Below are 22488 nucleotides of genomic sequence, written 5' to 3' on the forward strand. Positions count from 1 at the left end.
TCGGTATGACCGCTCTCGCCGGGCCCTCCGCCGACGCCTTCTGGGCCACCTCCCTGCGCCGCTGGAACGCGGTGTGCTGGGTGCTGTTCGCGGCGATGGCCGTCGGGATCGCCGCCCTGGGCCGGCCCGGCGGGGGCATGTACGAGGCGCTCGCGCTGCTGGGCAGCGTGGTGCTGTGCTACGCGATCCTCGACCGCTTCCCGGACAATCCCGTGGTACGGCCGCACGGCTATCTCACGGTGCTGGTGCTCGCGCTCGGCGGGCTGGCGTATCTGCGCACCAGCTACGCGGCGCTGTTCATGGTGACGCTGCCGCACTACTGGATGTTCGGGCGGACCCCGAGGATCTCGATGGGGTTCCTGGGGCTCGCCACCGCCTCGACGCTGCTGGGCAGCTGGCTCCAGCAGGGCTGGTCGGCGGAGTTCCTCGGCGAGACGGCCGTGTCCACCCTCATCGTCGTCGCGGTGGGGGTGCTGATCGGGCTGTGGGCGCACTCGGTGGTCGCGCAGAGCACCGAACGGGCGCGGCTCATCGAGGAGTTGGAGCGGACGCAGGCGCAGCTCTCCGCGGCGCACCAGCGGCAGGGCGCGGCGGACGAACGGGAGCGGCTGGCGCGCGAGATCCACGACACCCTCGCGCAGGGCTTCGCGTCGATCGTGGTGCTGGCGGAGGCGGCCCGGGCCGGGATGGCGGCCGATCCGGGGCGCAGCGCACAGCAGCTGCGGTCGATCGAGTCGACGGCCCGCGAGAACCTCGCGGAGGCACGGGAGTTGGTGGGCCCGGGCGGGCAGGCGGGGGCCGCGGTGGCGGGCTCCGCGGCGCCGGCGCTTCGGCGGGTCCTGGACCGTTTCGTCGAGGACACCGGGCTCAGCGTGGACGCCGACCTGGCGGACCTCGACTGCGACCAGCGGACCCGGATCGCGCTGCTGCGCTGCACCCAGGAGTCCCTGGCCAATGTGCGCAAGCACGCCCGGGCCTCCACGGTCGGGGTGGTGCTGGCCCGGCGCCCCTACGGGGTGGAGCTGGAGATCACCGACGACGGCGCCGGGTTCGTGGTGGAGGAGTCGAGGGGCTTCGGACTGGACGGGATGCGCAAGCGGGTGGCGGAACTGGGCGGAAGGCTGACGGTGACCAGCTCGGTCGGGGACGGGACGCGGATCCTGGCGTCGATCCCGCTGGTTCGGGGCACGGAGGGAGCGGCATGAGCGAGGTGACGGCGCTGCGGGTCGTCGTGGTCGACGACCACACCGTGATGCGGGCCGGGGTGGTGGCCCTGCTGGCCGGTGAGGACGGCATCGAGATCGTCGGCGAGGCGGCCGACGGCCGTGCCGCCCTCGACCTCGTCGAGCGGCACGACCCCGACGTGGCCCTGGTCGATCTGCGGATGCCGGTGCTCGACGGGGTCACCACGACGACCGAGATCGTCGCCCGCCATCCGCGCACCCGGGTACTGATCCTGACGACGTACGACACGGACGCGGACATCGAGCGCGGGGTGGAGGCCGGCGCCATCGGCTATCTGCTGAAGGACACCACGCGCGAGCAGCTCGTCGACGCGATCCGGGCGGCGGCGCGCGGGGAGACGGTGCTCGCGCCCCGGGTGGCTCAGAAGCTGGTGGCCCGGCTGCGGCGCCCGGTCCAGGAGGCGCTGACCGCCCGGGAGACGGACGTCCTCGGCGCGGTCGCCGACGGGCTGACCAACGCCGAGATCGGCCGGCGTCTCGTGATCTCGGAGGCCACCGTCAAGACCCATCTGCTGCGCCTGTTCGCCAAGCTCGACGTGAACGACCGGACCCGGGCGGTGGTGGTGGCCATGGAGCGGGGGCTGTTGCGCCCGCCGTGACTCAGGGCTTGCGGGCCAGGCCGCCGTGCTGGCCGATCGGCAGCGCAGGCGTTCCGTCCGGGCGCCACGTCGGGACGGACACCACGCCCGGTGCCACCAGCTCGAGCCCCTCGAAGTAGCCCTCGATCTGCTCGACCGGGCGCAGGAAGTACGGAACGGCCCCGGTCTCGTTGTAGGCATCCTGGGCCTGCTCGTAGGCGGGATCGGTGCCGCGGGAGCCGTCGTTGACGCAGAGATAGCTGCCGGAGGGCAGGCCGGCCAGCAGCGCGCGGACGAGGTCGCGGGCGCGGTCGTAGCCGTCGACATGGCCGAGGATGCCGCTGAGGATCAGGGCGGTGGGGCGGGTCAGGTCGAGGGTCCGGCCCGCCGCTTCCAGGATGCGCGCGGGCTCGTACAGGTTCAGGTCCTCGTACGCGGTGACGCCCTCGGGGGTGGAGGTGAGCAGGGCACGGGCGTGGGCGAGGACCAGGGGGTCGTTGTCGACGTAGACGATCCGCGACTCGGGGGCGAGGCGCTGGGCGACCTCGTGGGTGTTGTCGACGGTGGGCAGTCCGGTGCCGACGTCGAGGAACTGCCGGATGCCCGCCTCCTCGACCAGGTAACGGATGCTGCGGCCGAGGAAGGCCCGGCTGCTGCGGGCGATGGTGACGATGCCGGGGAAGACGGCGGTGTAGGCGTCGCCGGCCTCCTCGTCCACCGGGTAGTTGTCCTTGCCGCCCAGCCAGTAGTTCCAGATACGGGCCGAGTGCGGTACCGAGGTGTCGATCTCCGTCATGGGGTCCATGGTGCCCCGCGAGCGGCGCTCGCGGGGCACCACCGCCGTCACAGGTTGCTGAAGTCCGGGCCCTTGGTGCGGGTGCGCTTGATCTCGTAGAAGCCGGGAACCGAGGCGACGGCGAGGGTGCCGTCCCAGAGGCGGGCGGCCTCCTCGCCCTTCGGCGCGGGGGTGACCACGGGACCGAAGAAGGCGATCTGCTCACCGTCGGGGCCGGGGACGGCGATCACGGGAGTGCCGACGTCCTGGCCGACCTTCTCGATGCCCTCCTTGTGGGAGGCGCGCAGCTGGGCGTCGAACTCGAAGTCCGACTGCTCGGCGTACTCGATCAGGGACGCGGGCAGACCGACGTCCTTCAACGCGCCCGCGATGGCCTCCACGGTCGGGCCCTCGCCGTTGTTGTGGATGCGGGTGCCGAGCGCCGTGTAGAGGGGGCCGAGGACGTCGGCACCGTGCAGCTGCCAGGCGGCGGTGACCACGCGCACCGGCTGCCAGGCCTTGACCGCGAGCATCTCGCGGTACTCCTCGGGCAGCTCGTCGAGCTTGTTCTCGTTGAGGACGGCGAGGCTCATGACATGCCAGCGGACCTCGATGTCACGGACCTTCTCCACTTCCAGCACCCACCGGGAGGTCATCCAGGCCCACGGGCAGAGCGGGTCGAACCAGAAGTCGACGGGGGTCTTCTCCGACATGTCTCTCCTCGAGCAATCCTCATGAGATAAGCCTTTCCCTCCTGAACACCGCCGTCCGTGCCGCACATTCCCTGCTGCCCGGCGTCAGGGGCGCGTGGCAGGATCACTCCTGTCCGAAAGCCCATGCTCAACGCACTGAGGGAGTACCGCCGTGCCCGGTGAGAACCTGTCCCGCGACGAAGCCCGGGAGCGGGCCGCCCTGCTGTCCGTCGACGGGTACGACGTGTCCCTCGACATCCGGTCGGCGGTCGGCGACCGGACCGGGGACGAGCCTCGCACCTTCCGGTCGGTCACCACGATCCGCTTCCGCAGCAGCGAGCCCGGCGCCTCGAGCTTCGTGGACCTGATCGCGCCGAGTGTGACGTCCGTCTCCCTCAACGGCCGCGACCTCGACCCCGGCGAGGTCTTCGACGGGGCCCGGATCCTGCTGGAGGACCTGGCCGCGGAGAACGAGCTGATCGTCGACGCCCAGTGCGCCTACTCCCGCACCGGCGAGGGCCTGCACCGCTTCGTCGACCCGGAGGACGGCGAGGTGTACCTGTACACCCAGTACGAGCCGGCCGACGCCCGCCGGGTCTTCGCGGGCTTCGAGCAGCCCGACCTCAAGGCCCCGTTCCGCTTCGAGGTGCGGGCGCCCGAGGAGTGGGTGGTGTGGAGCAACGGCGCCGGCGAACGCGCCGACGGGGTGTGGCGCTTCGCGGAGACGAAGCCGATCTCGACGTACATCACCTGTGTCGTGGCCGGCCCTTACCACTATGTGACGGACACGTACACGCGCGACCTGGGTGACGGTACGACGCTGGAGATCCCCCTCGGCGCGATGTGCCGCAAGGGTCTGGCGCCCCACTTCGACTCCGCGGACGTCTTCCTCGTCACCAAGCAGGGCCTGGACTTCTTCCACGACCACTTCGACTACCCGTACCCGTTCGGCAAGTACGACCAGGCGTTCGTGCCCGAGTACAACCTCGGCGCGATGGAGAACCCGGGTCTGGTGACCTTCCGCGAGGAGTACATCTTCCGGGGCAAGGTGACACAGGCGTCGTACGAGGCGCGGGCGAACGTCATCCTGCACGAGATGGCGCACATGTGGTTCGGCGACCTGGTCACCATGGTGTGGTGGGACGACCTGTGGCTGAAGGAGTCCTTCGCCGACTTCATGGGCACGTTCGCGAACGTCGGCGCGACCCGCTTCACCGACGCCTGGATCACCTTCGCCAACCGCCGCAAGGCGTGGGCCTACCGCGCGGACCAGCTCCCCTCCACCCACCCGATCACCGCCGACATCCGCGACCTCCAGGACGCGAAGCTGAACTTCGACGGCATCACGTACGCCAAGGGCGCCTCCGTCCTGAAGCAACTGGTGGCGTACGTCGGCCAGGACGCGTTCCTCGAGGGCGCGCGGCGCTACTTCAAGCGGCACGCGTACGGCAACACGCGCCTCGGTGATCTGCTGTCGGTGCTCGCCGAGACCAGCGGCCGCGACATGGGCGGCTGGGCGCGGTCCTGGCTCCAGACGGCGGGCGTGAACGCGCTGACCCCGCAGGTGCTGCTGGACGCGCGGGGCCGGATCGACGAGTTGGCGGTGGTCCAGGAGGCCGCCGAGGCATACCCCGAACTGCGGCCGCACCGGGTGGCGATCGGCCTGTACCGCCGCGAGGACGGCCGTCTCGTGCGGTACGCGCGCGCCGAGACGGACGTCGACGGTCCGCGTACGGTCGTGACGGAGCTGGCGGGCGCCGAGGCCCCGGAACTGGTGCTGGTCAACGACGACGACCTGACGTACTGCAAGATCCGCTTCGACGAGACCTCGCTGGCCACGCTGCGGGAGCACCTGGGGTCGATGACCGACCCGCTGGCCCGGGCCCTGTGCTGGTCGGCGCTGTGGAACCTGACCCGGGACGCGCTGCTGCCCGCGCCCGACTTCGTGGACCTGGTGATCCGGTTCGGGCACCGCGAGTCCGACATCGGCGTCCTCCAGATGCTGCACGCGTGGGCGGACTCGGCGCTGGTGCACTACGCGCCGCGGTCCTGGCGGCGGACGGGCGAGGAACTGCTGGCCGACACCGCGCTGCGGGATCTGCGGGCGGCCGAGCCGGGCAGCGAGCACCAGCTGGCCTGGGCGCGCTTCTTCGCCACGGTGGCCTCCTCCGACTCCGACTTCGAGCTGCTCCAGGGCCTGCTGGACGGCTCGGCGAAGATCGACGGCCTGGAGGTGGACCAGGAGCTGCGCTGGGTGTTCGTGGAGCCGCTGGTCGCGCACGGGTACGCCGACGAGAAGGCGCTGGCGGCCGAACTGGCCCGTGACGACACGGCGTCCGGCAAGCGGCATCAGGTCCGCTGTCTCGCGGCCCGCCCGTCGGCGGCGGTCAAGGCGCAGGCATGGGCCCAGCTGGTGGAGTCGGACTCGCTGTCCAACGCGCTGGTGGAGGCGACGATCGCGGGATTCGACCGGCCCTCGCAGCGGGAGCTGCTCGTGCCGTACGCGGAGAAGTACTTCGCGTCGATCGAGCGGATCTGGGCCGAGCGGTCGATCCAGATCGCGATGACCGTCGTCAAGGGCCTGTTCCCGTCGCTCCAGGACTCCCCTCGGACGCTGGAGGCGACGGACGCGTGGCTCGCGGCGCACGAGTCGGCGGCCCCGGCGCTGCGCCGGCTGGTGCTGGAGGCGCGCGACGACCTGGCGCGGTCGCTGCGGGCGCAGGCGGGTGGCGCGGAGGCCGGAACCGACTGAGCGCTCCGGCCTTGAGCTTTGGGCATGAGCTTTGGCCTTGAGCTTTGGGCATGAGCTTTGGCCTTGAGCTTTGGGCATGAGCTTTGGCCATGAATCCGGCTGACGGTCACCGTTACGGAATTCAGGCAATCCGACCCGTAACCCCTGGCTCCCTCATTCGGGACCAGGGGTTTTCGGCGCCTCATCGGCATCCGAACACCCGTCCTTTAGGGCGAGCTTGTCCGGATTTGTCGACGGGCGTGTAACAGCGGTTATGAGACGGTCCGGGTGCGGAATCCCCGTTGCATGAACCACCACAACACCCCGCTCCCCCAGGTTCCCTCGGCGTCCCCCCGCCCCGTCCACCACCTGTCGGACGTACAGCGCCGCGTCACGACGGCGGGCCGGCTCCGTTCGCAAGGCATCGCGGTGGCCGAGGCGAACGAGCAGTGCCGTCCCGGCGGACCCTGGCAGCAGCTCCTCCCCGGCGTGTACCTGCTCCACCCGGGCCCGCCGACCAGCGAGGAGCGGCTGCACGCGGTGCTGATGTACGCGGGCCGCGACACGGCGACACCGCCGCCCGCGGTGCCGACCCAGCCGGGCGCCGGCGACCCGCACCGGCCGGTGTACAAGGAGGCGATGATCACCGGGCTGGCGGCCCTGAACCTGCACGGGCTCTCGTCCGCTCCCCCGCTGCTGTCCCTGGAGCACATCGACGTCCTGGTCCCGCGGCTGCGCCGGCTGCGCTCGACGGGCTGCGCCCACGTCGTCCGTACGGGCACTCTGCCGGCTCCCGAGCAGGCCACGGGAGTTCCGGTGGCGCCGGTGCCCCGCGCGCTCGCCGACGCGGTGGCCCGGCTGACGGATGCGGGAGTGGTACAGCGGCTGCTGTCCGAGGCGGTGCGCGGGGGCCACTGCGAACCGACGGCGGTGGTGCGGGAGTTGAACAACGCCAAGTTGCTGAGCCGCCCGCACGTGGTGGACGCGGTGGACTCGCTGCTCGCGGAGGGACGCGCGATCGCCGAGCACCGGCTGTACACGATGGTGTGCGAGTACGGCCTTCCCGACCCGGTGTGGAACGTGGACCTGCGCCTGCCGGGCGGTCCCCACCTGGGAGGCCTGGACGCGTACTGGCCGGAGCAGGCGGTCGCGGTCGAACTGGACACGCGGGCGCCGCGACAGGACGAGGACGCGCTCTGGTCGGAGTACGCCCGCAAGCGCGAGCATCTGGAGCGGCTCGGCATCACGGTCGTGTACATCACGCCGAAGAAGCTGAGGGACACGATGGAACAGCAGGCGGCGGTGGTCCGCACGGCGCTGATGGCGTCGGGCGACAGGGACCCGGCCGCGTATGTCGTGGTGCTGCCCCGCTAGTGACGGACCGGGGCAGGGCCGGGAGGGGAGAGGAGCGGGCCGTCGGCTGTGACCCGACGGCCCCCTCCTCATGCCGTCACGCCATCGCCGTCATGCCGTCACGCCGTGCGCAGCGGACAGCCGGTGCCGACGCGGTCGGCGAGTTCGGCACGGAGGGCGGCGAGTTCGGCCATACGGGCGTCGACGATCCGGATCTTCTGCTCGAAGAGGGCGGAGAGAGCCTCCGCGGAGTCGGGGGCCTCTCGCAGTTCCTCGCCGTGCCGGGCGATCTCCGCGAGGGTGAACCCCAGGGTCTGGGCCGTACGGACGTAGGCCAGCCACTCCACCGTCTCCGGCGCGAAGTCGCGGTACCCGTTGGGCAGTCGGCGTCCCTCGACGAGGCCGACCTTCTCGTAGAAGCGGATGGTGTCCCGGGTGGTGCCGGTGCGGGCAGCCAGCTCTCCGATGCGCATGCGGGAGCCTCCGTCAGGTAGCGGTCCGACGCTTGACCTTGGAGCGTAGTCCAGTGTTTAGCGTCGGCCTCATGACCACTTCCGCACCTCTCCTCGATCCCGACGGCCCCTCCTATCTCCGTGTCGTCCGCGCGAGCGCCTGGTACGACCTCGTCGTCACGGCCGGCTTCGCGACGCCGTGGACGTACGCGCCGGTCCATGACGTGCTGTCGGCGTGGAGCCGGGCGTGGGGGCTGGGCACGTTCCCGCAGGCCGACCCCGTCCAGACCCTGTTCGCGAACCTGATGGGGTCGGTCGTGATCGTCTGGGCCGTTCTGCGCCTGGCCGGACCGTTGGCGGTGCACGGACTGCTCGACGGCTTCGCCCGCGCCCTGTTCACGGCGTGGATGGCGTACGCGCTGGCCCAGGGCGCCCCGGGGGTGCTGTGGCCGTTCCTCGGCGTGGAAGCGGCCTGGGGCGTTGCGCAGTTGGTGCCGTGGCTGCGGTCGGTGCCGTGGCGGCGGCCGGGAGGGCGCCCCGCTCCCGCCCGGGACGCGGCCCTCAGCCGTCTTCCGAAGAGGTGACGCTCAGGGCGGCCCCCGCGTACACCCGGTCGATCAGGGCCGCGTACGAGGCGATCATCCGGGTCCGGCTGAAGCGTTCGCGGCTCGCGGCCAGGGCGGGGGCGTACCCGTCCCGGCCGGCCACCGCCTCGGTCCACGCCGCCGCGATCGCCTCGGGGTCCGGCGCGGTCACGATGCCGTGCCCCGCCACGATCGCCGCGCTGTCGCCGACGGCCGTGGCCACCGATCACGCCGGGCGGATCACCTGCGGCCGCCCTTCCTCAGGAGCAGCTCCGTGTTGCGGTCCTTCGCGTCGCCCGCCAGCCGTGCCCCGTCGAAGCGGGCGTTCGCGGACAGCTCGCGGTAGAGGGCCGCCAGGCCGGTCTGGGAGAGGTCGGTGTGGTCCGTGCGGTGCGGGGCGGACGACTCGATGAGGGTGGTGTGGATCGAGAGGGTGCCGTCCTTGTTGTCCACCAGCTCGACGATCCGGGCGAGCTGCGGGAACTCCACATGGGAGGCCGTGGAGATCTCCCAGAAGGTGCCGCCCTCGGCGGATCCCTCGCCGGATCCCTTGTGCGGGGTGATGTCGTTGCGGTGGATGTGGCCGTTGATCCAGGCCAGGACGTTGGGGTGGCGGCCGAGCAGCGCGGTCAGCTCGGCTCCGTCGTGGCGGCGCTCGGCCGGGCGGGCCGGGTCGGGGCGGGTGTTGGACATGCTCTTGCCGGTGTGGTGGCTGAAGACGACGGCGTACGCGTCCCGGTGGGCCCGCAGCGTCTCGTCCAGCCAGTTCAGCTGCGCCGTGCCGATGGAGCCGTCGTAGTGGCCGCCGGGGTCGGTGGTGTCGAGGCTGACGCCGATCACGCCGTCGGCGATCGGGAAGGTGTGGTACTGCGTGCCGGCGTCCAGGTTCGCGGCCGTGTAGCCGTGGCCGACCGGTCCGCCCACGCCCTTGTGGGCCGGGTCCAGATGGGCCCGGAGGTATTCGGCGGGGGTGTACGGGGCCCGTCGTTCGTCCGGGGTTACGGCGCGGGACTTGCGGGCGTACGTCTTCAGCAGGTCGCGGATGACCTCGCCCCGTGGGTCCTTGTCCCGGCTGATGCTCTGCTGGAGTTTCGCGGCCTCGGCGGCGCTCAGCTCCATCAGTTTGCGGCCGCCCACCGCGTACTCGGCGAGGTAGGGGTCGCCGTGCGCGTAGCAACCCAGCGGCATCGCGTCGTGGTTGCCGACGGTGGGGTACCAGGGCAGGTTCAGGCCGGGGCTGCGCACCTCGCGGATCGCGGCCGCGAGGAAGCCGTCCAGGTGCGGGAAACCGCGCTGTTTGTAGGCGTCACGTGTGGTCGAGTCGGGCTGCCAGTACAGAGGCACGCCGCTGTTCTGGACGCCCTCGTAGTGGCGCGGGTCACCGGAGTCGGGGGTGATACGGCCACCGCTCATCACCTTCAGGTACCACTCCAGCTCGGTGTGGGCGTTGTTGTCGGTGTTGTCGCCGGTGGTGATGACGAAGTCCAGCGGGGCGCCGGTGACGGGGGCCGTCCGGAGGGCGTTGACCCGCTCCACCAGCGCGACCGCGCCCTGCACGGTGAGCGCCTCCTGGGGACGCCAGGCGATCTCGCTCGCGGCCCGCAGGTACTCCAGGCGCAGCGGGTGCTGGCTGTCGATCAGGTGCAGGTCGGTGAGCTGGACGAAGGCGGCGAGGGTCGTACGGCGGCCCGCCCGGCCTGTCACGGGCGCGGCCAGGTCGCCGCGGACGACGCGCCGCCAGCCCGGAGCGCTGCCGAGGCGCCGGTACCCGGAGCCGGCTCGCGCGGCGGCGACGGAGGCGAGGGTGGTGCCCTTGGTGTAGGGGGCGGAGGGCGCGGCGGGCACGGCGGGCGCCTGCGCGGCCTCCCTGGCCGGGGCGGCCGGCGCCGGAGCGGCGGCCGGTGGCCTCGCGGGAGCCGCCTCGCTGTCGGTGGGGCGCAGGGCGTAGCCGACGCCCGCGGAGACGGAGACGGCCGCGGTGGCGGCGAGGACGGTACGACGGTCGACCCCCAGGACGGAGGACGTGACAGAGCGTGTGCGCGGCATGGCGCGATCTCCCCGAGTGCGAACGCGTCGACGGTGGGCGCGGGCGGTCGCGGCAGCGAACGTCCCGCTCCCTCGGATGCTCGACACCGGGAGTGGCCTGCGCGTGAACGCCTTCGCAACGGGCAACGCCGATCGCGTACGTGGATCTCGGGGGCCCCGATCGGACCGGGGCGGACCTCGGCTGCTCCGCACACCGCCCGGAGCCGGTCACTCCGCGTTCATCTCACGGGGTATCGCTCACCGGGTTCGGCTCATACCCCGGGGCCGGTCGGCGGGGGCGCGAACACCCGCCCGTCCACCGGCCGTTCGTGCCACAGCTTCAGCGCGATGTCGACCAGCCGGACCCGGGTGAGGGCGGGGACCGCGTCCAGGTCGTGCCAGGCGGCCAGGTCGGTGGAGCCGTTCACCTCGTTGCGCAGTTCGCCTCCGACGACCCGGACCTCGTAGACGACCCGGACGCCGTGGCGGTCCACGGGACGGCGCAGTCCCCGGCGGCGGAAGGTGCGGTGGGAGGAGTCGATGCCGAGCAGGCCGGTCACCTCGACGCGGTAGCCGGTCTCCTCGTCCAGTTCGCGCACGACGGTGTCGAGGGGGTCCTCGCCGTGCTCCATGCCACCGCCGGGCAGCACCCATTCAGGGGTGCCGTCGGGGGCCGGCGAGCGGGCGAGCAGGAGCTGTCCGTCACGGACGCAGACGGCATAGGCCGCCACCCTCAACTTCTTGCGCATGGAGGGACGCTAGCCGGTCGGATCCGGGTTCGCAGGGGAGTATTCCGGGGCGGACCAGCGCAGCGGGAGCGCGCCGGGGGTGTCGACCGCCTCCGTGACGGTGAAGTGGACCCTACGTTCGCCGTCGGGGGCGAACCGGGTGCGGGCCTCGCCCGTGAGCTGGAGGGTGCGGCCCGTCGTCCAGTCGAGGAACAGCAGGCCGGCGCGGGGGTCCGTGACGAGGTTGCCGAGGGTGAGGAACATGGAGTTGCCGGGGTGGTCGCGCCAGGTCAGAGTGCGCGGTGAAGTGACGTGCACGAAGCCGGGGTTGCCGCCGCGGTGGCTGACTTCGACGCCGGTGCCGCCGGGCTGGACGGTGGCGAGGAAGAAGGTGTCGGCGGCGGCGAGGAACTCCCGCTGCCCGGCGGTCGGTTCGGCGCTGCGGCGCGGGCTGCCGGGCGAGCGGTCGACCATCTCGCAGGTCTCCCTGCGCTGCACGTACTTGGGGCAGTTGGCGAACACCCGTTCGGTCTCGACGGCGAAACCGCGCGGGGTGGGCCGCAGCCGGCCGTTCAGCCGTACCCGGCGTCGCGTGCGCGGATCGAGGGCGATCGTGCCCACGGGAGTCCCGGGGGTGGCCAGCGCCGCCGCGAGGGGGTCGGCCGGGGGCGGCCCGTCCGCACCGCTCGACGTGTACGTGCGGGAGGTGCCGGTGGCGACCGAGATCCGGCGGGGGCCGGTGGCCCGGACGAACCCGGGGGCGCCCGTGACCGCCGACGCCCACACCCGGCCGTCGACCGGGTCGGCCGCGCCCAGCACCAACAGCGGCTGGAGCTCCAGGAAGGCGGCGACGACCGGCCTGATGCCCTCGCCGATCGCCCGACCCATGTGATCGGCGAGGTCACGGACCCCGACGCGGTCCTGAACCGCACGCGAGCCGGAGTGGTAGACGCCCATGAGTTGCTCGACCTCCTCGGCCCCGGCGGTGCGGCCCCCTCGGCCCTGCACCGATCACGGGACTTAACCTCTCACCTTCAAGTTAAAGGTTAGACTCGAGCGTGTCAACCGGTCACGTACTCTTGAGCGGTTAGCACGGAAGGAGCCCCGATGTCCGCCACCGCCCCCGATCCCCGCCCCCTCACCGGCGAGCCCCTCGCGCTCGACCTGCTCAACACGCGGTGGGTACGGGAGGGCGCCGTACAGGATCTGCTGCGGGACCCGGACGGGCTCGCCGTGTGGCTCGCCGCGAACGGGCTGGACGGGCGGTTCGCGGCCGACGCGGCGACCCTGCGGCACACCCTCCAGGCACGCGACGCGATCGAGGCCGCGGTGGACGGCCCGGCGGACACCGTCGGCGTCGACACCGTGCTCGGACACGGACGGATCCGACCCACCCTCACCGCCGAAGGACCCGGCGAGCGGCCCGAGTTCAGGGACGACGCCTGGGGGCCCGGCTGGCTGGCCGCCCGGAACTACCTGGAGTTGCTCTCCGCCGCCCCCGACCGGATCCGCGGCTGCGCGCACGAGGCCTGCGTGCTGCACTTCTTCGACACCTCACGCAACGGCACCCGCCGCTGGTGCTCCATGGCAGCCTGCGGCAACCGCGCGAAGGCCTCCCGGCACTACGCCCGCGCCAAGGACGTCTGACACCGCCGACCCGACCGACCGAAACCCGCACAACCGGCGAACAGCCCTCTCACAGGGGGCTCGTAGAGGGTTTTCCCCATACATCCATATCGATTCGGTCAACTCTCCCCAAACAGCTGTCCCTTAGGTAAAGCTTTGCGGTCATCCGGGACCGCGTTCCGGACGACCGTGATCAGGCAGGAACGGCCTGGTCACGTGGTGCTCGTTCCTTTACCTACAAGGGATGCCGATGACCCTCACCCCCCAGCGTGAACCGATATCGGGCGCAAGACGTGTGGCCCGGATAGCCGTGGCCGCGGGCCTGGTGGCCGCGCTGTCCGCAGCCGGGCCGATACCCATGGCCTTCTCCGCCGACGCCGGCCAGACCCCGGCGGCGGACCCGGGCGCGAAGTCCGCCCACGACAAGCTCGGCTCCGACGACGCCGACCTCCTCGCCGAGGCCAAGGCCGCCGGCGACAAGAACGTCACGCTGATGGTCGCGACCGCCCCCGGCCAGACCGAGCAGGTCGCCAAGGAGCTGGACGCGGTCAAGGGCGGCTCCGTGGGCCAGTCCTACGACAAGGTCGGCTACGTCCGCGCCACCGTCCCGACGGGCAAGGCCGACTCGGCGATCGCCGCCGCGGTCAAGCTGTCCTCGGTGCACGCCATCGACCTGCGGCAGGACATCGCCCTCGACGACCCGACGCCGAGCGCGGACACCGCGAAGGGCGCCAAGTCCGCCGCGACGACGAAGACCTACGCCGCGCCGAACAAGAACACCCCCGCCGAGAACCCGTACAACCCGTCCTTCGAGACGGGCGCCGTCGACTTCGTGAAGAAGAACCCGAAGGCGGACGGCCGCGGTGTCACCATCGGCATCCTCGACTCCGGTGTGGACCTGGCGCACCCCGCGCTCCAGAAGACCACCACCGGCGAGCGCAAGATCGTCGACTGGGTGACGGCGACCGACCCGATCATCGACGGCGACGCCTCCTGGCGGGCGATGACGACCTCCGTGTCCGGGCCGAGCTTCACCTTCGGCGGCCGGACCTGGACGTCGAAGGCCGGCTCGTACCAGGTCAACCTCTTCCGGGAGTCCGCCACCGCGGGCGGTGACGCCAAGGGTGACGTCAACCGCGACGGCGACACCACCGACGTGTGGGGCGTCCTGTACGACGCGGCCGCCGGCACGGTCACCGTCGACGTGAACAACAACGGCGACTTCACCGACGACACCGCGATGAAGCCGTACAAGGACGGCTACCAGATCGGGTACTTCGGCACCGACAACCCGGCGACCGACGTCGCCGAGCGGCAGCCGTTCGTCGTGCAGATCCGCAAGGACGTGCCGATGGACCCGTACGGCGGCGACTGGGTCGGCAAGAAGGCCGACTTCGCCAACATCGGTCTCATCGCCAGCGAGCACGGCACGCACGTCGCCGGCATCACCGCCGCGAACGGACTGTTCGGCGGCAAGATGAACGGCGCCGCGCCCGGCGCGAAGATCGTCTCCTCCCGCGCCTGTGTCTTCGGCCCGGGCTGCACCAACGTCGCCCTCACCGAGGGCATGATCGACCTGGTCGCCAACCGCGGTGTCGACATCGTCAACATGTCGATCGGCGGTCTGCCGGGTCTGAACGACGGCAACAACGCGCGCGCCGAGCTGTACACGCGGCTCATCGACACCTATGGCGTCCAGCTGGTCATCTCGGCCGGCAACGAGGGCCCCGGCGCCAACACCATCGGCGACCCCGGTCTGGCCGACAAGGTGATCTCGGTCGGCGCGGCCATCTCCAAGGAGACCTGGGCCGCCAACTACGGCTCGCAGGTGACGAAGAAGTACGCGCTGCTGCCCTTCTCCTCGCGCGGCCCGCGTGAGGACGGCGGCTTCACGCCGACGCTCGTCGCCCCGGGCGCCGCGATCAACACCACGCAGACCTGGCTCGAGGGCGCCCCGGTCGCCGAGGCGGGCTACCCGCTGCCGGCCGGCTACTCCATGCTCCAGGGCACCTCGATGGCCTCCCCGCAGGCCGCGGGCGCCTCGGCGCTGCTGATCTCGGCCGCCAAGCAGGCCGAGGTCGCGCTCACCCCGGCGATCCTGCGCACGGCGCTGACCTCGACCGCCGACCACATCAAGGGTCTCCAGGCGTACGAGGAGGGCGCGGGCGCCATCAACATCGTGGACGCCTGGAAGTCCATCAAGAAGGGCGCCACCGCCCACGACTACGCCGTCAAGGCGCCGGTCGACACCGCGCTCGACTTCGCGCTGAAGACGCCGGGCTTCGGCACCGGCATCTACGACCGCGAGGGCGACCTGAAGGCCGGTCAGAAGAAGACGTACGACGTCACCATCACCCGTACGTCCGGCGCCGACAAGGCGATCCGCCACGAGCTGCACCTCGAGAACAACGCGGCCGGCACCTTCAAGATCCTCGGCTCCGACGAGGTGAAGCTGTCGCTGAACAAGCCGGTGACGGTCAAGATCCAGGCCCTGCCGAAGGCCGCGGGCATCGCCAGCGCGATCCTGGAGGTCGACGACCCGAAGACCGAGGGACTCGACAAGCAGATCCTCAACACGGTCGTGGTCTCGACGCCGGTGAAGTACACGTTCCACGCGTCGGACTCCGTGCAGCGCAACAGCTCGCAGTCCTACTTCCTGACCGTGCCCGAGGGCGCGCAGTCGCTGGAGGTCGCGATCGGCGGGCTGAAGGACAAGAGCCAGACCCGGTTCATCTCGATCCACCCGTACGGTGTCGCGGTCGAGGACAGCTCCACGATCTACTGCTACAACAACTACCTCGACGGCAACGGGTGCAGGCCCGACGCCCGTTCGTACCAGAACCCGCAGCCCGGGGTCTGGGAGATCGAGGTCGAGTCGCGCCGCACCTCGCCGCTGCTCGACAACCCGTACCAGCTGGACGCCACCGTCTACGGCGCGGTCTTCGACCCGGCGACCGTGACCGTGCCCGAGGCGAAGGTCGGCACCCCGGCCCCCGTCTCCTGGAAGGTCACGAACAACTTCGCCGCCATCGACGGCAAGCTGGCCGGCGGCCCGCTCGGCTCGTCCAAGTCGGCCCGCCCGACCATCGCCAACGGCGCGACCGAGACCACCACGGTCGAGGTCCCGGCCGGCGCCAAGTCGCTGGACGTCTCCATCGGCAACGTCTCCGACGCCTCCGCCGACCTGGACCTGACGGTCTACGACGCGGACGGCAACCAGGTCGCCCAGCAGGCCGACGGTGACTCGGAGGAGGCGGTCTCCATCCCGTCGCCCGCCGCCGGCACGTACACCATCGAGGTCGCGGGCTACTCGGTCCCGGCCGGCACGACGGCGTACGACTACCTGGACGTGTTCTTCTCGTCCTCGCTCGGCACCGTCACCGTCGACGAGTCGACGCCGGTGAAGCTCGGCACGGGTGCCTCGGCGTCGGTCTCCGCGACCGTCACCGCCGCGGCCGCCGCGCCCGAGGGCCGGGCCTTCTTCGGCCAGGTCCAGCTGGTGAACGCGCGGGGCACCGTCGCGGGCATCGGCAACGTGGCCATCGAGAAGGTCACTCCGTAACCGGTACCGGTTGAACCGGTCGACCGACAGTGGTCGACCGGTAGTGATCGACAGGGGCGGGCGTCCACCAGGGCGCCCGCCCTTCGCCGTGTCACGGCATGCCGCGCCTATTCGCAGGTGACGCCCTCCGTCTCGGGCAGGGCCCGGGTGAGCGCCTCTCGCTCGGGGGCGATGTCGGGCTCGCCGACCGCCCAGACGTCGGGGGTGGTGGACCCCTTCGACAGCGCGACCAGGACGTGGTCACCCTCGCGCAGCAGCGGGTCCATGTCCGCCTCCATCACGAAGTCGACCTCGGGCCCGCTCCCGGCCGGCCGGTAGGCGTGGGTGACATGCAGGGTGACCCGCTCCCGGGTGGTGCCCGCCACCCGGCGGACGTCCGTCACTTCCCCCTCGACGACGAGCCGGGCGCAGGCCAGATAGCCGGGGTCGCCCAGGAGGCTCGCGCCGTCGCCCGCCGAGGCGTCGGCCTTCTCGTCGGACGCCGCCCCGCTGTCGGCGCTCTTGCTCGACGCGCTGCCGGCCACCCCCTGGCCGACCTGGACGACCACCCACCCGCCTCCGAGCACCAGCGCACCGGCGGCGGCCACGCCGACGAGCCGCAGGGCGAGGGGACGGACCCGGCGCGGTGGGCGCAGCTGCCGTACCGGGGCGGGCGCCGGGGCCGGCGTCGGCTCGCGCACCGGCTCCGTCAGGACGTCCGCGAGGACGCCGAGCTGCTCGCGCAGGAGCGCCACGTCGGCGGTCGCCGAGCGGTGGGCGGCCAGGTAGGCGGAATCGGCGCGGGCTTCCTCGGAGAGGCCGGAGGGAGGCACGTCGAGGACGGCGGCCATCAACGCGTCCATACCGTCGTATCCCTCCTGTCCGTCCTGGCCCTCGTACGGGTCGTGGCTCTCGTCGTGCGGTTCGTATCCGGGTCCTGGTTGTTCTGGTTGTCCTGGCTGTCCGGGCAGGGCGGTCACGTCACACCACCTCGTCTTCGTGCAGGCGGGCGCGCAGGGCCCGGACCGCCGTGTGCAGGCGGCTCTTGACCGTGCCCTCCGGGACGCCCAGTTCCTGGGCGATCGAGCGCACCGGCAGGTCGGCGTAGAAACGCAGGACGAGCACCTGGCGCTGGGCGTCGGGCAGGTCGTCCAGGCCCTGCGCGACGGCGAGCGAGAGCACGCTGGTGTCCTCGCCTGACGGGTGCTCGTGCTGGCGCAGCGAGGCCAGCCGCTCCCCCAGCCGCTCCTGACGGCGCTTGGCGCGGTGCCAGTCCATGGCGAGGTTGGAGGCGACGACCGCCGCCCACGCGGAGACGTCGCGCGGCGTCTCGTACCCCTTCGCCGCGCGCTCCAGGAGCCGCAGGCGGACCTGCTGTACCCCGTCCGGCAGGTCCGCCTGCGGCACCCCGCCCAGCGCGAGCACCGCCCGCACCCGGCGTTCCTGCGCCGCGTCCAGCGGATCGTCGCCCTGTCCGGCCCCGTCCCCCTGGGCGCGCCGGGCCTTTCTGCGCAGCACAGCCACCCCTCCCTACCGCGTTTCCTCTACGACGCCGTGGCGCGCGAAAACGTTCGGCCCCACCGTGGGGAATCCTCGGGAGGCGTACGTCACACCGGCGGGCGTCCCAGTCCTCGGGCATGGTGGGCAAAGAATTGGACAGGTGGGCCGGGGTCGGCCGCATGATGGAAAAGTCCGTAAAGAGCCGTGAACAGAGCAAGGAGTCGCCGTGAGGGTCGGAATCGTCGGAGCCACCGGTCAGGTCGGCACGGTCATGCGCAGGATCCTCAAGGAGCGTGACTTCCCCGTCACGGAGCTGCGTCTGTTCGCGTCGGCCCGTTCGGCGGGGACGGACCTGGACGGCGTGACGGTGGAGGACGCGGCGACGGCCGACTACTCGAACCTCGACATCGTCCTGTTCTCCGCCGGTGGCGCGACCTCGCGGGCGCTGGCCGAGAAGGTCGCCGCGCAGGGCCCGGTCGTGATCGACAACTCGTCGGCGTGGCGCAAGGACCCCGAGGTCCCGCTGGTCGTCTCCGAGGTGAACCCGCACGCGATCGTGGACCGCCCCAAGGGCATCATCGCCAACCCGAACTGCACGACGATGGCCGCGATGCCGGTCCTGAAGCCGCTGCACGAGGAGGCCGGTCTGGAGGCGCTGGTCGTCGCGACGTACCAGGCGGTGTCCGGTTCGGGCCTCGCGGGCGTGGCGGAGCTGCACGGGCAGGCGCAGAAGGTCGTGGCCGACGCCGACAAGCTGACGCACGACGGCGAGTCGGTCGACTACCCGGAGCCGCAGGTCTACAAGCGCCCCATCGCCTTCAACGTGATCCCGCTCGCGGGCTCGGTCGTCGAGGACGGCCTGAACGAGACCGACGAGGAGCAGAAGCTCCGCAACGAGTCCCGCAAGATCCTGGAGATCCCGGGGCTGAAGGTCTCCGGCACCTGTGTGCGCGTCCCGGTCTTCTCCGGCCACTCCCTCCAGGTCAACGCCCGTTTCGCGCGTCCGATCAGCGCCGAGCGCGCGACGGAGCTGCTGGGCGGCGCCCCGGGCGTGGCGCTCAGCGACATCCCGACCCCGCTCCAGGCGGCCGGCAAGGACCCGTCGTTCGTGGGCCGCATCCGCGAGGACGAGACCGTGGAGCACGGCCTCGCGCTGTTCATCTCCAACGACAACCTCCGCAAGGGCGCGGCGCTGAACGCGGTACAGATCGCGGAGCTGGTGGCGGCCGAGCTGAAGAGCTGACGCCCGGGGTTCCCGAGCGGCGGTGAGGGGCGGGTGCGGCACGCACCCGCCCCTCACCCATGTCCGGGCCGGGCCTCGCGGTCAGCTCCGGCGCACCTCGTACAGGAAACAGCCGTACTCGACGGCCCTGACGTGGACGAGAGCGACCTCGGGGTCGCTGAACGCCTCGGCGAAGGCCGCGTCGAACCCGTCGGCTTCCTCGACGAGCCGGCCGCCCAGGATGCGCCCGGCGGCGGAGTAGCGGCGCACGGTGCGACGGGCGCCGCTGAACGGCAGGCCTCCCCCGGCCGGGCCCCGGCACGCGCGCGCGTGGATGAACACCGGGCCCTGCTCGTCGTACGCGCCGGGGTCGGCGCCGGTCGCGGCCGCCCAGCGGCGCAGCGGGGCGTAGGAGACCAGCGCGATCAGCTCGCCGGGCTCGCTGTGGCGCAGACAGCAGCGCAGCGGGGCGCCGCCCTCCTCGTCGGTCAGGGGGACGGCCGGGCGACCCGCGTCGTCGGTGGAGCGCAGCTCGTCGAGGGCGTCCGGCGGGATGGGCCGCACGGTGCGGGGGGCCGGGTCGGTTGCCGGGTCGGTGGCCGGGTGCGTGCCGGTGTGGGTGTCTGCCTGGGTCGTCATGTCTCGAGCCTCCCGCTCACCGCCCGGCCTCACCGGCGGAATCCGGACGTCGCGCTCCGGCCGCCGCGACGGGCAGCGGGGCGGTCCGCCGCCTGCCCGGAAGGTCGTCGCCTCGGGCAGGTGTCCCGTGGAAGGATGGCGCAACCGACACATATCCGAGGAGATGACCGCGTGCCTGGCACAAACCTGACTCGCGAAGAGGCGCAGCAGCGGGCGAAGCTGCTCACCGTTGACTCGTACGAGATCGATCTCGACCTGTCCGGCGCGCAGGAGGGAGGGACCTACCGGTCCGTCACGACGGTGCGCTTCGAGGTCGCGGAGAGGGACGCGGAGTCCTTCATCGACCTGGTGGCCCCGACCGTCCACGAGGTCACGCTGAACGGGGACACGCTCGACGCGGCGGGGCTCTTCAAGGACTCCAGGATCGCGCTGCCGGGGCTGCTGGAGGGCCGTAACGTCCTGCGCGTCGTCGCGGACTGCGCATACACCAACACCGGTGAGGGTCTGCACCGGTTCGTCGACCCGGTCGACGAACAGGCCTACCTGTACACGCAGTTCGAGGTGCCGGACGCCCGCCGTGTCTTCGCGTCCTTCGAGCAGCCGGACCTCAAGGCCACCTTCCGGTTCACCGTGAAGGCGCCGACCGGCTGGACCGTCATCTCCAACTCCCCGACGCCCGAGCCCAAGGACGACGTCTGGGCCTTCGAGCCGACCCCGCGGATCTCCAGCTACATCACCGCGCTCATCGTCGGGCCGTACCACAGCGTCCACAGCGTGTACGAGAAGGACGGGCAGTCGGTGCCCCTCGGCATCTACTGCCGGCCCTCCCTCGCCGAGTACCTCGACTCGGACGCGATCTTCGAGGTCACGCGGCAGGGCTTCGACTGGTTCCAGGAGAAGTTCGACTACGCGTACCCGTTCAAGAAGTACGACCAGCTGTTCGTGCCGGAGTTCAACGCGGGCGCGATGGAGAACGCGGGCGCGGTCACCATCCGGGACCAGTACGTGTTCCGGTCGAAGGTGACCGACGCGGCGTACGAGCTGCGCGCGGAGACGATTCTGCACGAGCTGGCCCACATGTGGTTCGGCGACCTGGTCACCATGGAGTGGTGGAACGACCTGTGGCTGAACGAGTCGTTCGCCACGTACACCTCCATCGCCTGCCAGGCGTACTACCCGGGGTCGCGCTGGCCGCACTCGTGGACCACGTTCGCCAACTCCATGAAGACCTGGGCGTACCGGCAGGACCAACTGCCGTCCACCCACCCGATCATGGCCGAGATCCGCGACCTGGACGACGTCCTCGTCAACTTCGACGGCATCACCTACGCCAAGGGTGCGTCCGTCCTGAAGCAGCTCGTGGCGTACGTCGGCATGGACGAGTTCTTCGCGGGCGTGCAGGCCTACTTCAAGCGGCACGCGTTCGGCAACACGCGCCTGTCCGACCTGCTCGGCGCGCTGGAGGAGACCTCCGGCCGTGACCTCGGCACCTGGTCGCAGAAGTGGCTCCAGACCGCCGGCATCAACATCCTGCGCCCCGAGATCGAGACGGACGCGGCCGGTGTCATCACGTCCTTCGCGATCCGCCAGGAGGCCCCCGCGCTCCCGGCCGGCGCCAAGGGCGAGCCGACCCTGCGCCCGCACCGCATCGCCGTCGGTCTGTACGAACTCGACGACGACAGCGGCAAGCTGGTGCGTGACGAGCGCGTGGAGCTGGACATCGACGGCGCGCTGACGGCCGTGCCGCAGCTGGTCGGCAAGCGCCGTCCGGACGTCGTCCTGCTCAACGACGACGACCTGTCGTACGCCAAGGTCCGCCTCGACGAGCAGTCGCTCGCCTTCGTCACCGAGCACCTCGGCGACTTCGAGTCGTCCCTGCCGCGCGCCCTGTGCTGGGCGTCCGCCTGGGACATGACCCGGGACGGCGAACTGCCCACCCGCGACTACCTGTCCCTGGTGCTGTCCGGCATCGGCAAGGAGTCCGACATCGGGGTGGTGCAGTCGCTGCACCGCCAGGTCAAGCTCGCCCTCGACCTGTACGCCGCCCCGGCCACCCGCGAGGCCCTGCTGACCCGCTGGACGGACGCCACGCTGGCGCATCTGCGGTCCTCGGCGGCGGGCAGCGACCACCAGCTGGCGTGGGCGCGCGCGTTCGCGGCCACCGCCCGTACGCCGGAGCAGATCGACCTCCTGGAGTCGCTGCTCGACGGAGGCCAGACCATCGAGGGCCTGGCCGTCGACACCGAGCTGCGCTGGGCGTTCGTGCAGCGGCTGGTGGCCGTGGGGACCTTCGACGAGGCGGACATCGCCGCCGAGTACGAGCGGGACAAGACGGCCGCCGGTGAGCGGCACGCGGCGACCGCACGGGCCGCCCGGCCGACCCCGGAGGCCAAGGCGGAGGCGTGGGCGTCGGTCGTGGACTCCGACGAACTGCCGAACGCCGTGCAGGAGGCGGTCATCGGCGGCTTCGTCCAGACCGACCAGCGTGAGCTGCTCGCGCCGTACACGGACCGGTACTTCGAGGTCGTCAAGGGCATCTGGGACTCCCGTTCGTACGAGATCGCCCAGCAGATCGTGGTCGGCCTCTACCCGGGGGTCCAGGTCTCCCGGGAGACCCTGGACAAGACGGACGCCTGGCTGGCTTCGGCCGAGCCGAACGCGGCCCTGCGCCGCCTCGTCTCCGAGTCCCGCTCGGGCGTGGAGCGCGCGCTGAAGGCCCAGGCGGCCGACGCGCAGTAGTCCTGGCAGCATTGCGCGGCAGAGGGCGCCCGATATGACATCGGGCGCCCTCTGCCGTG

General features: G+C 71.6%; 19 protein-coding genes. 9 read left to right on the forward strand and 10 right to left on the reverse strand.

Annotated elements, in window-relative coordinates; translation table 11 throughout:
• Window positions 1-5 precede the first annotated feature (5 nt).
• A complete protein-coding gene (locus tag G9272_RS16410; protein WP_171397269.1) occupies window positions 6-1205 on the forward strand; it encodes a sensor histidine kinase in 1200 nt (399 codons plus the stop codon).
• Window positions 1202-1843, forward strand: a complete 642-nt coding sequence (locus tag G9272_RS16415; RefSeq protein ID WP_171397270.1) for a response regulator — start codon at window positions 1202-1204, stop codon at window positions 1841-1843. The genes G9272_RS16410 and G9272_RS16415 overlap by 4 nt, the downstream gene beginning before the upstream one ends.
• Before the next feature lies 1 nt (window position 1844).
• Here G9272_RS16415 and G9272_RS16420 read toward each other — a convergent pair whose 3' ends face one another.
• Both G9272_RS16420 and G9272_RS16425 read right to left on the reverse strand, forming a co-directional pair.
• Window positions 1845-2618, reverse strand: a complete 774-nt coding sequence (locus G9272_RS16420) for an SAM-dependent methyltransferase (protein ID WP_171397271.1) — start codon at window positions 2616-2618, stop codon at window positions 1845-1847.
• A gap of 47 nt (window positions 2619-2665) precedes the next feature.
• The gene (locus G9272_RS16425) at window positions 2666-3310 is read right to left on the reverse strand and encodes a DsbA family protein (RefSeq protein ID WP_020127854.1); all 645 of its coding nucleotides are present in this window, start codon (window positions 3308-3310) and stop codon (window positions 2666-2668) included.
• A 151-nt stretch (window positions 3311-3461) separates the two neighbouring features.
• Between G9272_RS16425 and pepN (G9272_RS16430) the strand changes: the two genes are divergently transcribed.
• Window positions 3462-6041, forward strand: a complete 2580-nt coding sequence (gene pepN, locus G9272_RS16430; protein WP_171397272.1) for an aminopeptidase N — start codon at window positions 3462-3464, stop codon at window positions 6039-6041.
• 285 nt (window positions 6042-6326) lie between these two features.
• Window positions 6327-7394 (forward strand): hypothetical protein, encoded by a 1068-nt coding sequence (locus tag G9272_RS16435; RefSeq protein ID WP_171397273.1) that lies wholly within the window; start codon window positions 6327-6329, stop codon window positions 7392-7394.
• 98 nt (window positions 7395-7492) lie between these two features.
• Here G9272_RS16435 and G9272_RS16440 read toward each other — a convergent pair whose 3' ends face one another.
• Window positions 7493-7846 carry a MerR family transcriptional regulator gene (locus G9272_RS16440; RefSeq protein ID WP_171397274.1) on the reverse strand — a complete coding sequence of 118 codons (354 nt, stop codon included), beginning with the start codon at window positions 7844-7846 and terminating at the stop codon, window positions 7493-7495.
• A 71-nt stretch (window positions 7847-7917) separates the two neighbouring features.
• On the opposite strand from G9272_RS16440, the gene G9272_RS16445 reads away from it, so the two are divergent.
• Window positions 7918-8409: a hypothetical protein gene (locus G9272_RS16445; protein ID WP_253267831.1), complete on the forward strand. Its 492-nt coding sequence runs from the start codon at window positions 7918-7920 to the stop codon at window positions 8407-8409.
• On the opposite strand, the gene G9272_RS16450 is transcribed toward G9272_RS16445, so the two are convergent.
• The 4 genes from G9272_RS16450 to G9272_RS16465 form a co-directional block, all read right to left on the reverse strand.
• Window positions 8387-8632, reverse strand: coding sequence for a hypothetical protein (locus G9272_RS16450; protein ID WP_253267832.1), 246 nt, complete (start codon window positions 8630-8632; stop codon window positions 8387-8389). The two genes, G9272_RS16445 and G9272_RS16450, sit on opposite strands and share 23 nt — an antisense overlap.
• Window positions 8633-8649: 17 nt before the next feature.
• The gene (locus G9272_RS16455) at window positions 8650-10455 is read right to left on the reverse strand and encodes a TIGR03767 family metallophosphoesterase (protein WP_171397275.1); all 1806 of its coding nucleotides are present in this window, start codon (window positions 10453-10455) and stop codon (window positions 8650-8652) included.
• A gap of 251 nt (window positions 10456-10706) precedes the next feature.
• Window positions 10707-11183, reverse strand: coding sequence for an NUDIX hydrolase (locus G9272_RS16460; protein ID WP_171397276.1), 477 nt, complete (start codon window positions 11181-11183; stop codon window positions 10707-10709).
• A gap of 9 nt (window positions 11184-11192) precedes the next feature.
• Entirely contained in the window at window positions 11193-12119 is a 927-nt protein-coding gene (locus G9272_RS16465) for a pyridoxamine 5'-phosphate oxidase family protein (RefSeq protein ID WP_171402023.1), read from the reverse strand.
• A 150-nt stretch (window positions 12120-12269) separates the two neighbouring features.
• Between G9272_RS16465 and G9272_RS16470 the strand changes: the two genes are divergently transcribed.
• Both G9272_RS16470 and G9272_RS16475 read left to right on the forward strand, forming a co-directional pair.
• Window positions 12270-12809: a CGNR zinc finger domain-containing protein gene (locus G9272_RS16470; RefSeq protein ID WP_171397277.1), complete on the forward strand. Its 540-nt coding sequence runs from the start codon at window positions 12270-12272 to the stop codon at window positions 12807-12809.
• Window positions 12810-13038: 229 nt separating this feature from the next.
• A complete protein-coding gene (locus G9272_RS16475) occupies window positions 13039-16350 on the forward strand; it encodes a S8 family serine peptidase (RefSeq protein ID WP_171397278.1) in 3312 nt (1103 codons plus the stop codon).
• Between the two features lie 107 nt (window positions 16351-16457).
• Here G9272_RS16475 and G9272_RS16480 read toward each other — a convergent pair whose 3' ends face one another.
• Both G9272_RS16480 and G9272_RS16485 read right to left on the reverse strand, forming a co-directional pair.
• Complete coding sequence (locus G9272_RS16480) at window positions 16458-17309, reverse strand: hypothetical protein (protein ID WP_253267833.1); 852 nt, start codon at window positions 17307-17309, stop codon at window positions 16458-16460.
• A 1-nt stretch (window position 17310) separates the two neighbouring features.
• Complete coding sequence (locus G9272_RS16485) at window positions 17311-17853, reverse strand: sigma-70 family RNA polymerase sigma factor (protein ID WP_171397279.1); 543 nt, start codon at window positions 17851-17853, stop codon at window positions 17311-17313.
• A 202-nt stretch (window positions 17854-18055) separates the two neighbouring features.
• Between G9272_RS16485 and G9272_RS16490 the strand changes: the two genes are divergently transcribed.
• The gene (locus tag G9272_RS16490; protein WP_171397280.1) at window positions 18056-19072 is read left to right on the forward strand and encodes an aspartate-semialdehyde dehydrogenase; all 1017 of its coding nucleotides are present in this window, start codon (window positions 18056-18058) and stop codon (window positions 19070-19072) included.
• An 81-nt stretch (window positions 19073-19153) separates the two neighbouring features.
• Here G9272_RS16490 and G9272_RS16495 read toward each other — a convergent pair whose 3' ends face one another.
• The gene (locus G9272_RS16495; protein ID WP_171397281.1) at window positions 19154-19690 is read right to left on the reverse strand and encodes a DUF1203 domain-containing protein; all 537 of its coding nucleotides are present in this window, start codon (window positions 19688-19690) and stop codon (window positions 19154-19156) included.
• A gap of 171 nt (window positions 19691-19861) precedes the next feature.
• Here G9272_RS16495 and pepN (G9272_RS16500) point away from each other — a divergent pair, with 171 nt between their 5' ends.
• Window positions 19862-22429 carry an aminopeptidase N gene (gene pepN / locus G9272_RS16500; RefSeq protein ID WP_171397282.1) on the forward strand — a complete coding sequence of 856 codons (2568 nt, stop codon included), beginning with the start codon at window positions 19862-19864 and terminating at the stop codon, window positions 22427-22429.
• The last annotated feature ends 59 nt before the right edge of the window (window positions 22430-22488 follow it).

The organism is Streptomyces asoensis (assembly GCF_013085465.1).
Taxonomy (GTDB): Bacteria; Actinomycetota; Actinomycetes; order Streptomycetales; family Streptomycetaceae; genus Streptomyces; species Streptomyces cacaoi_A.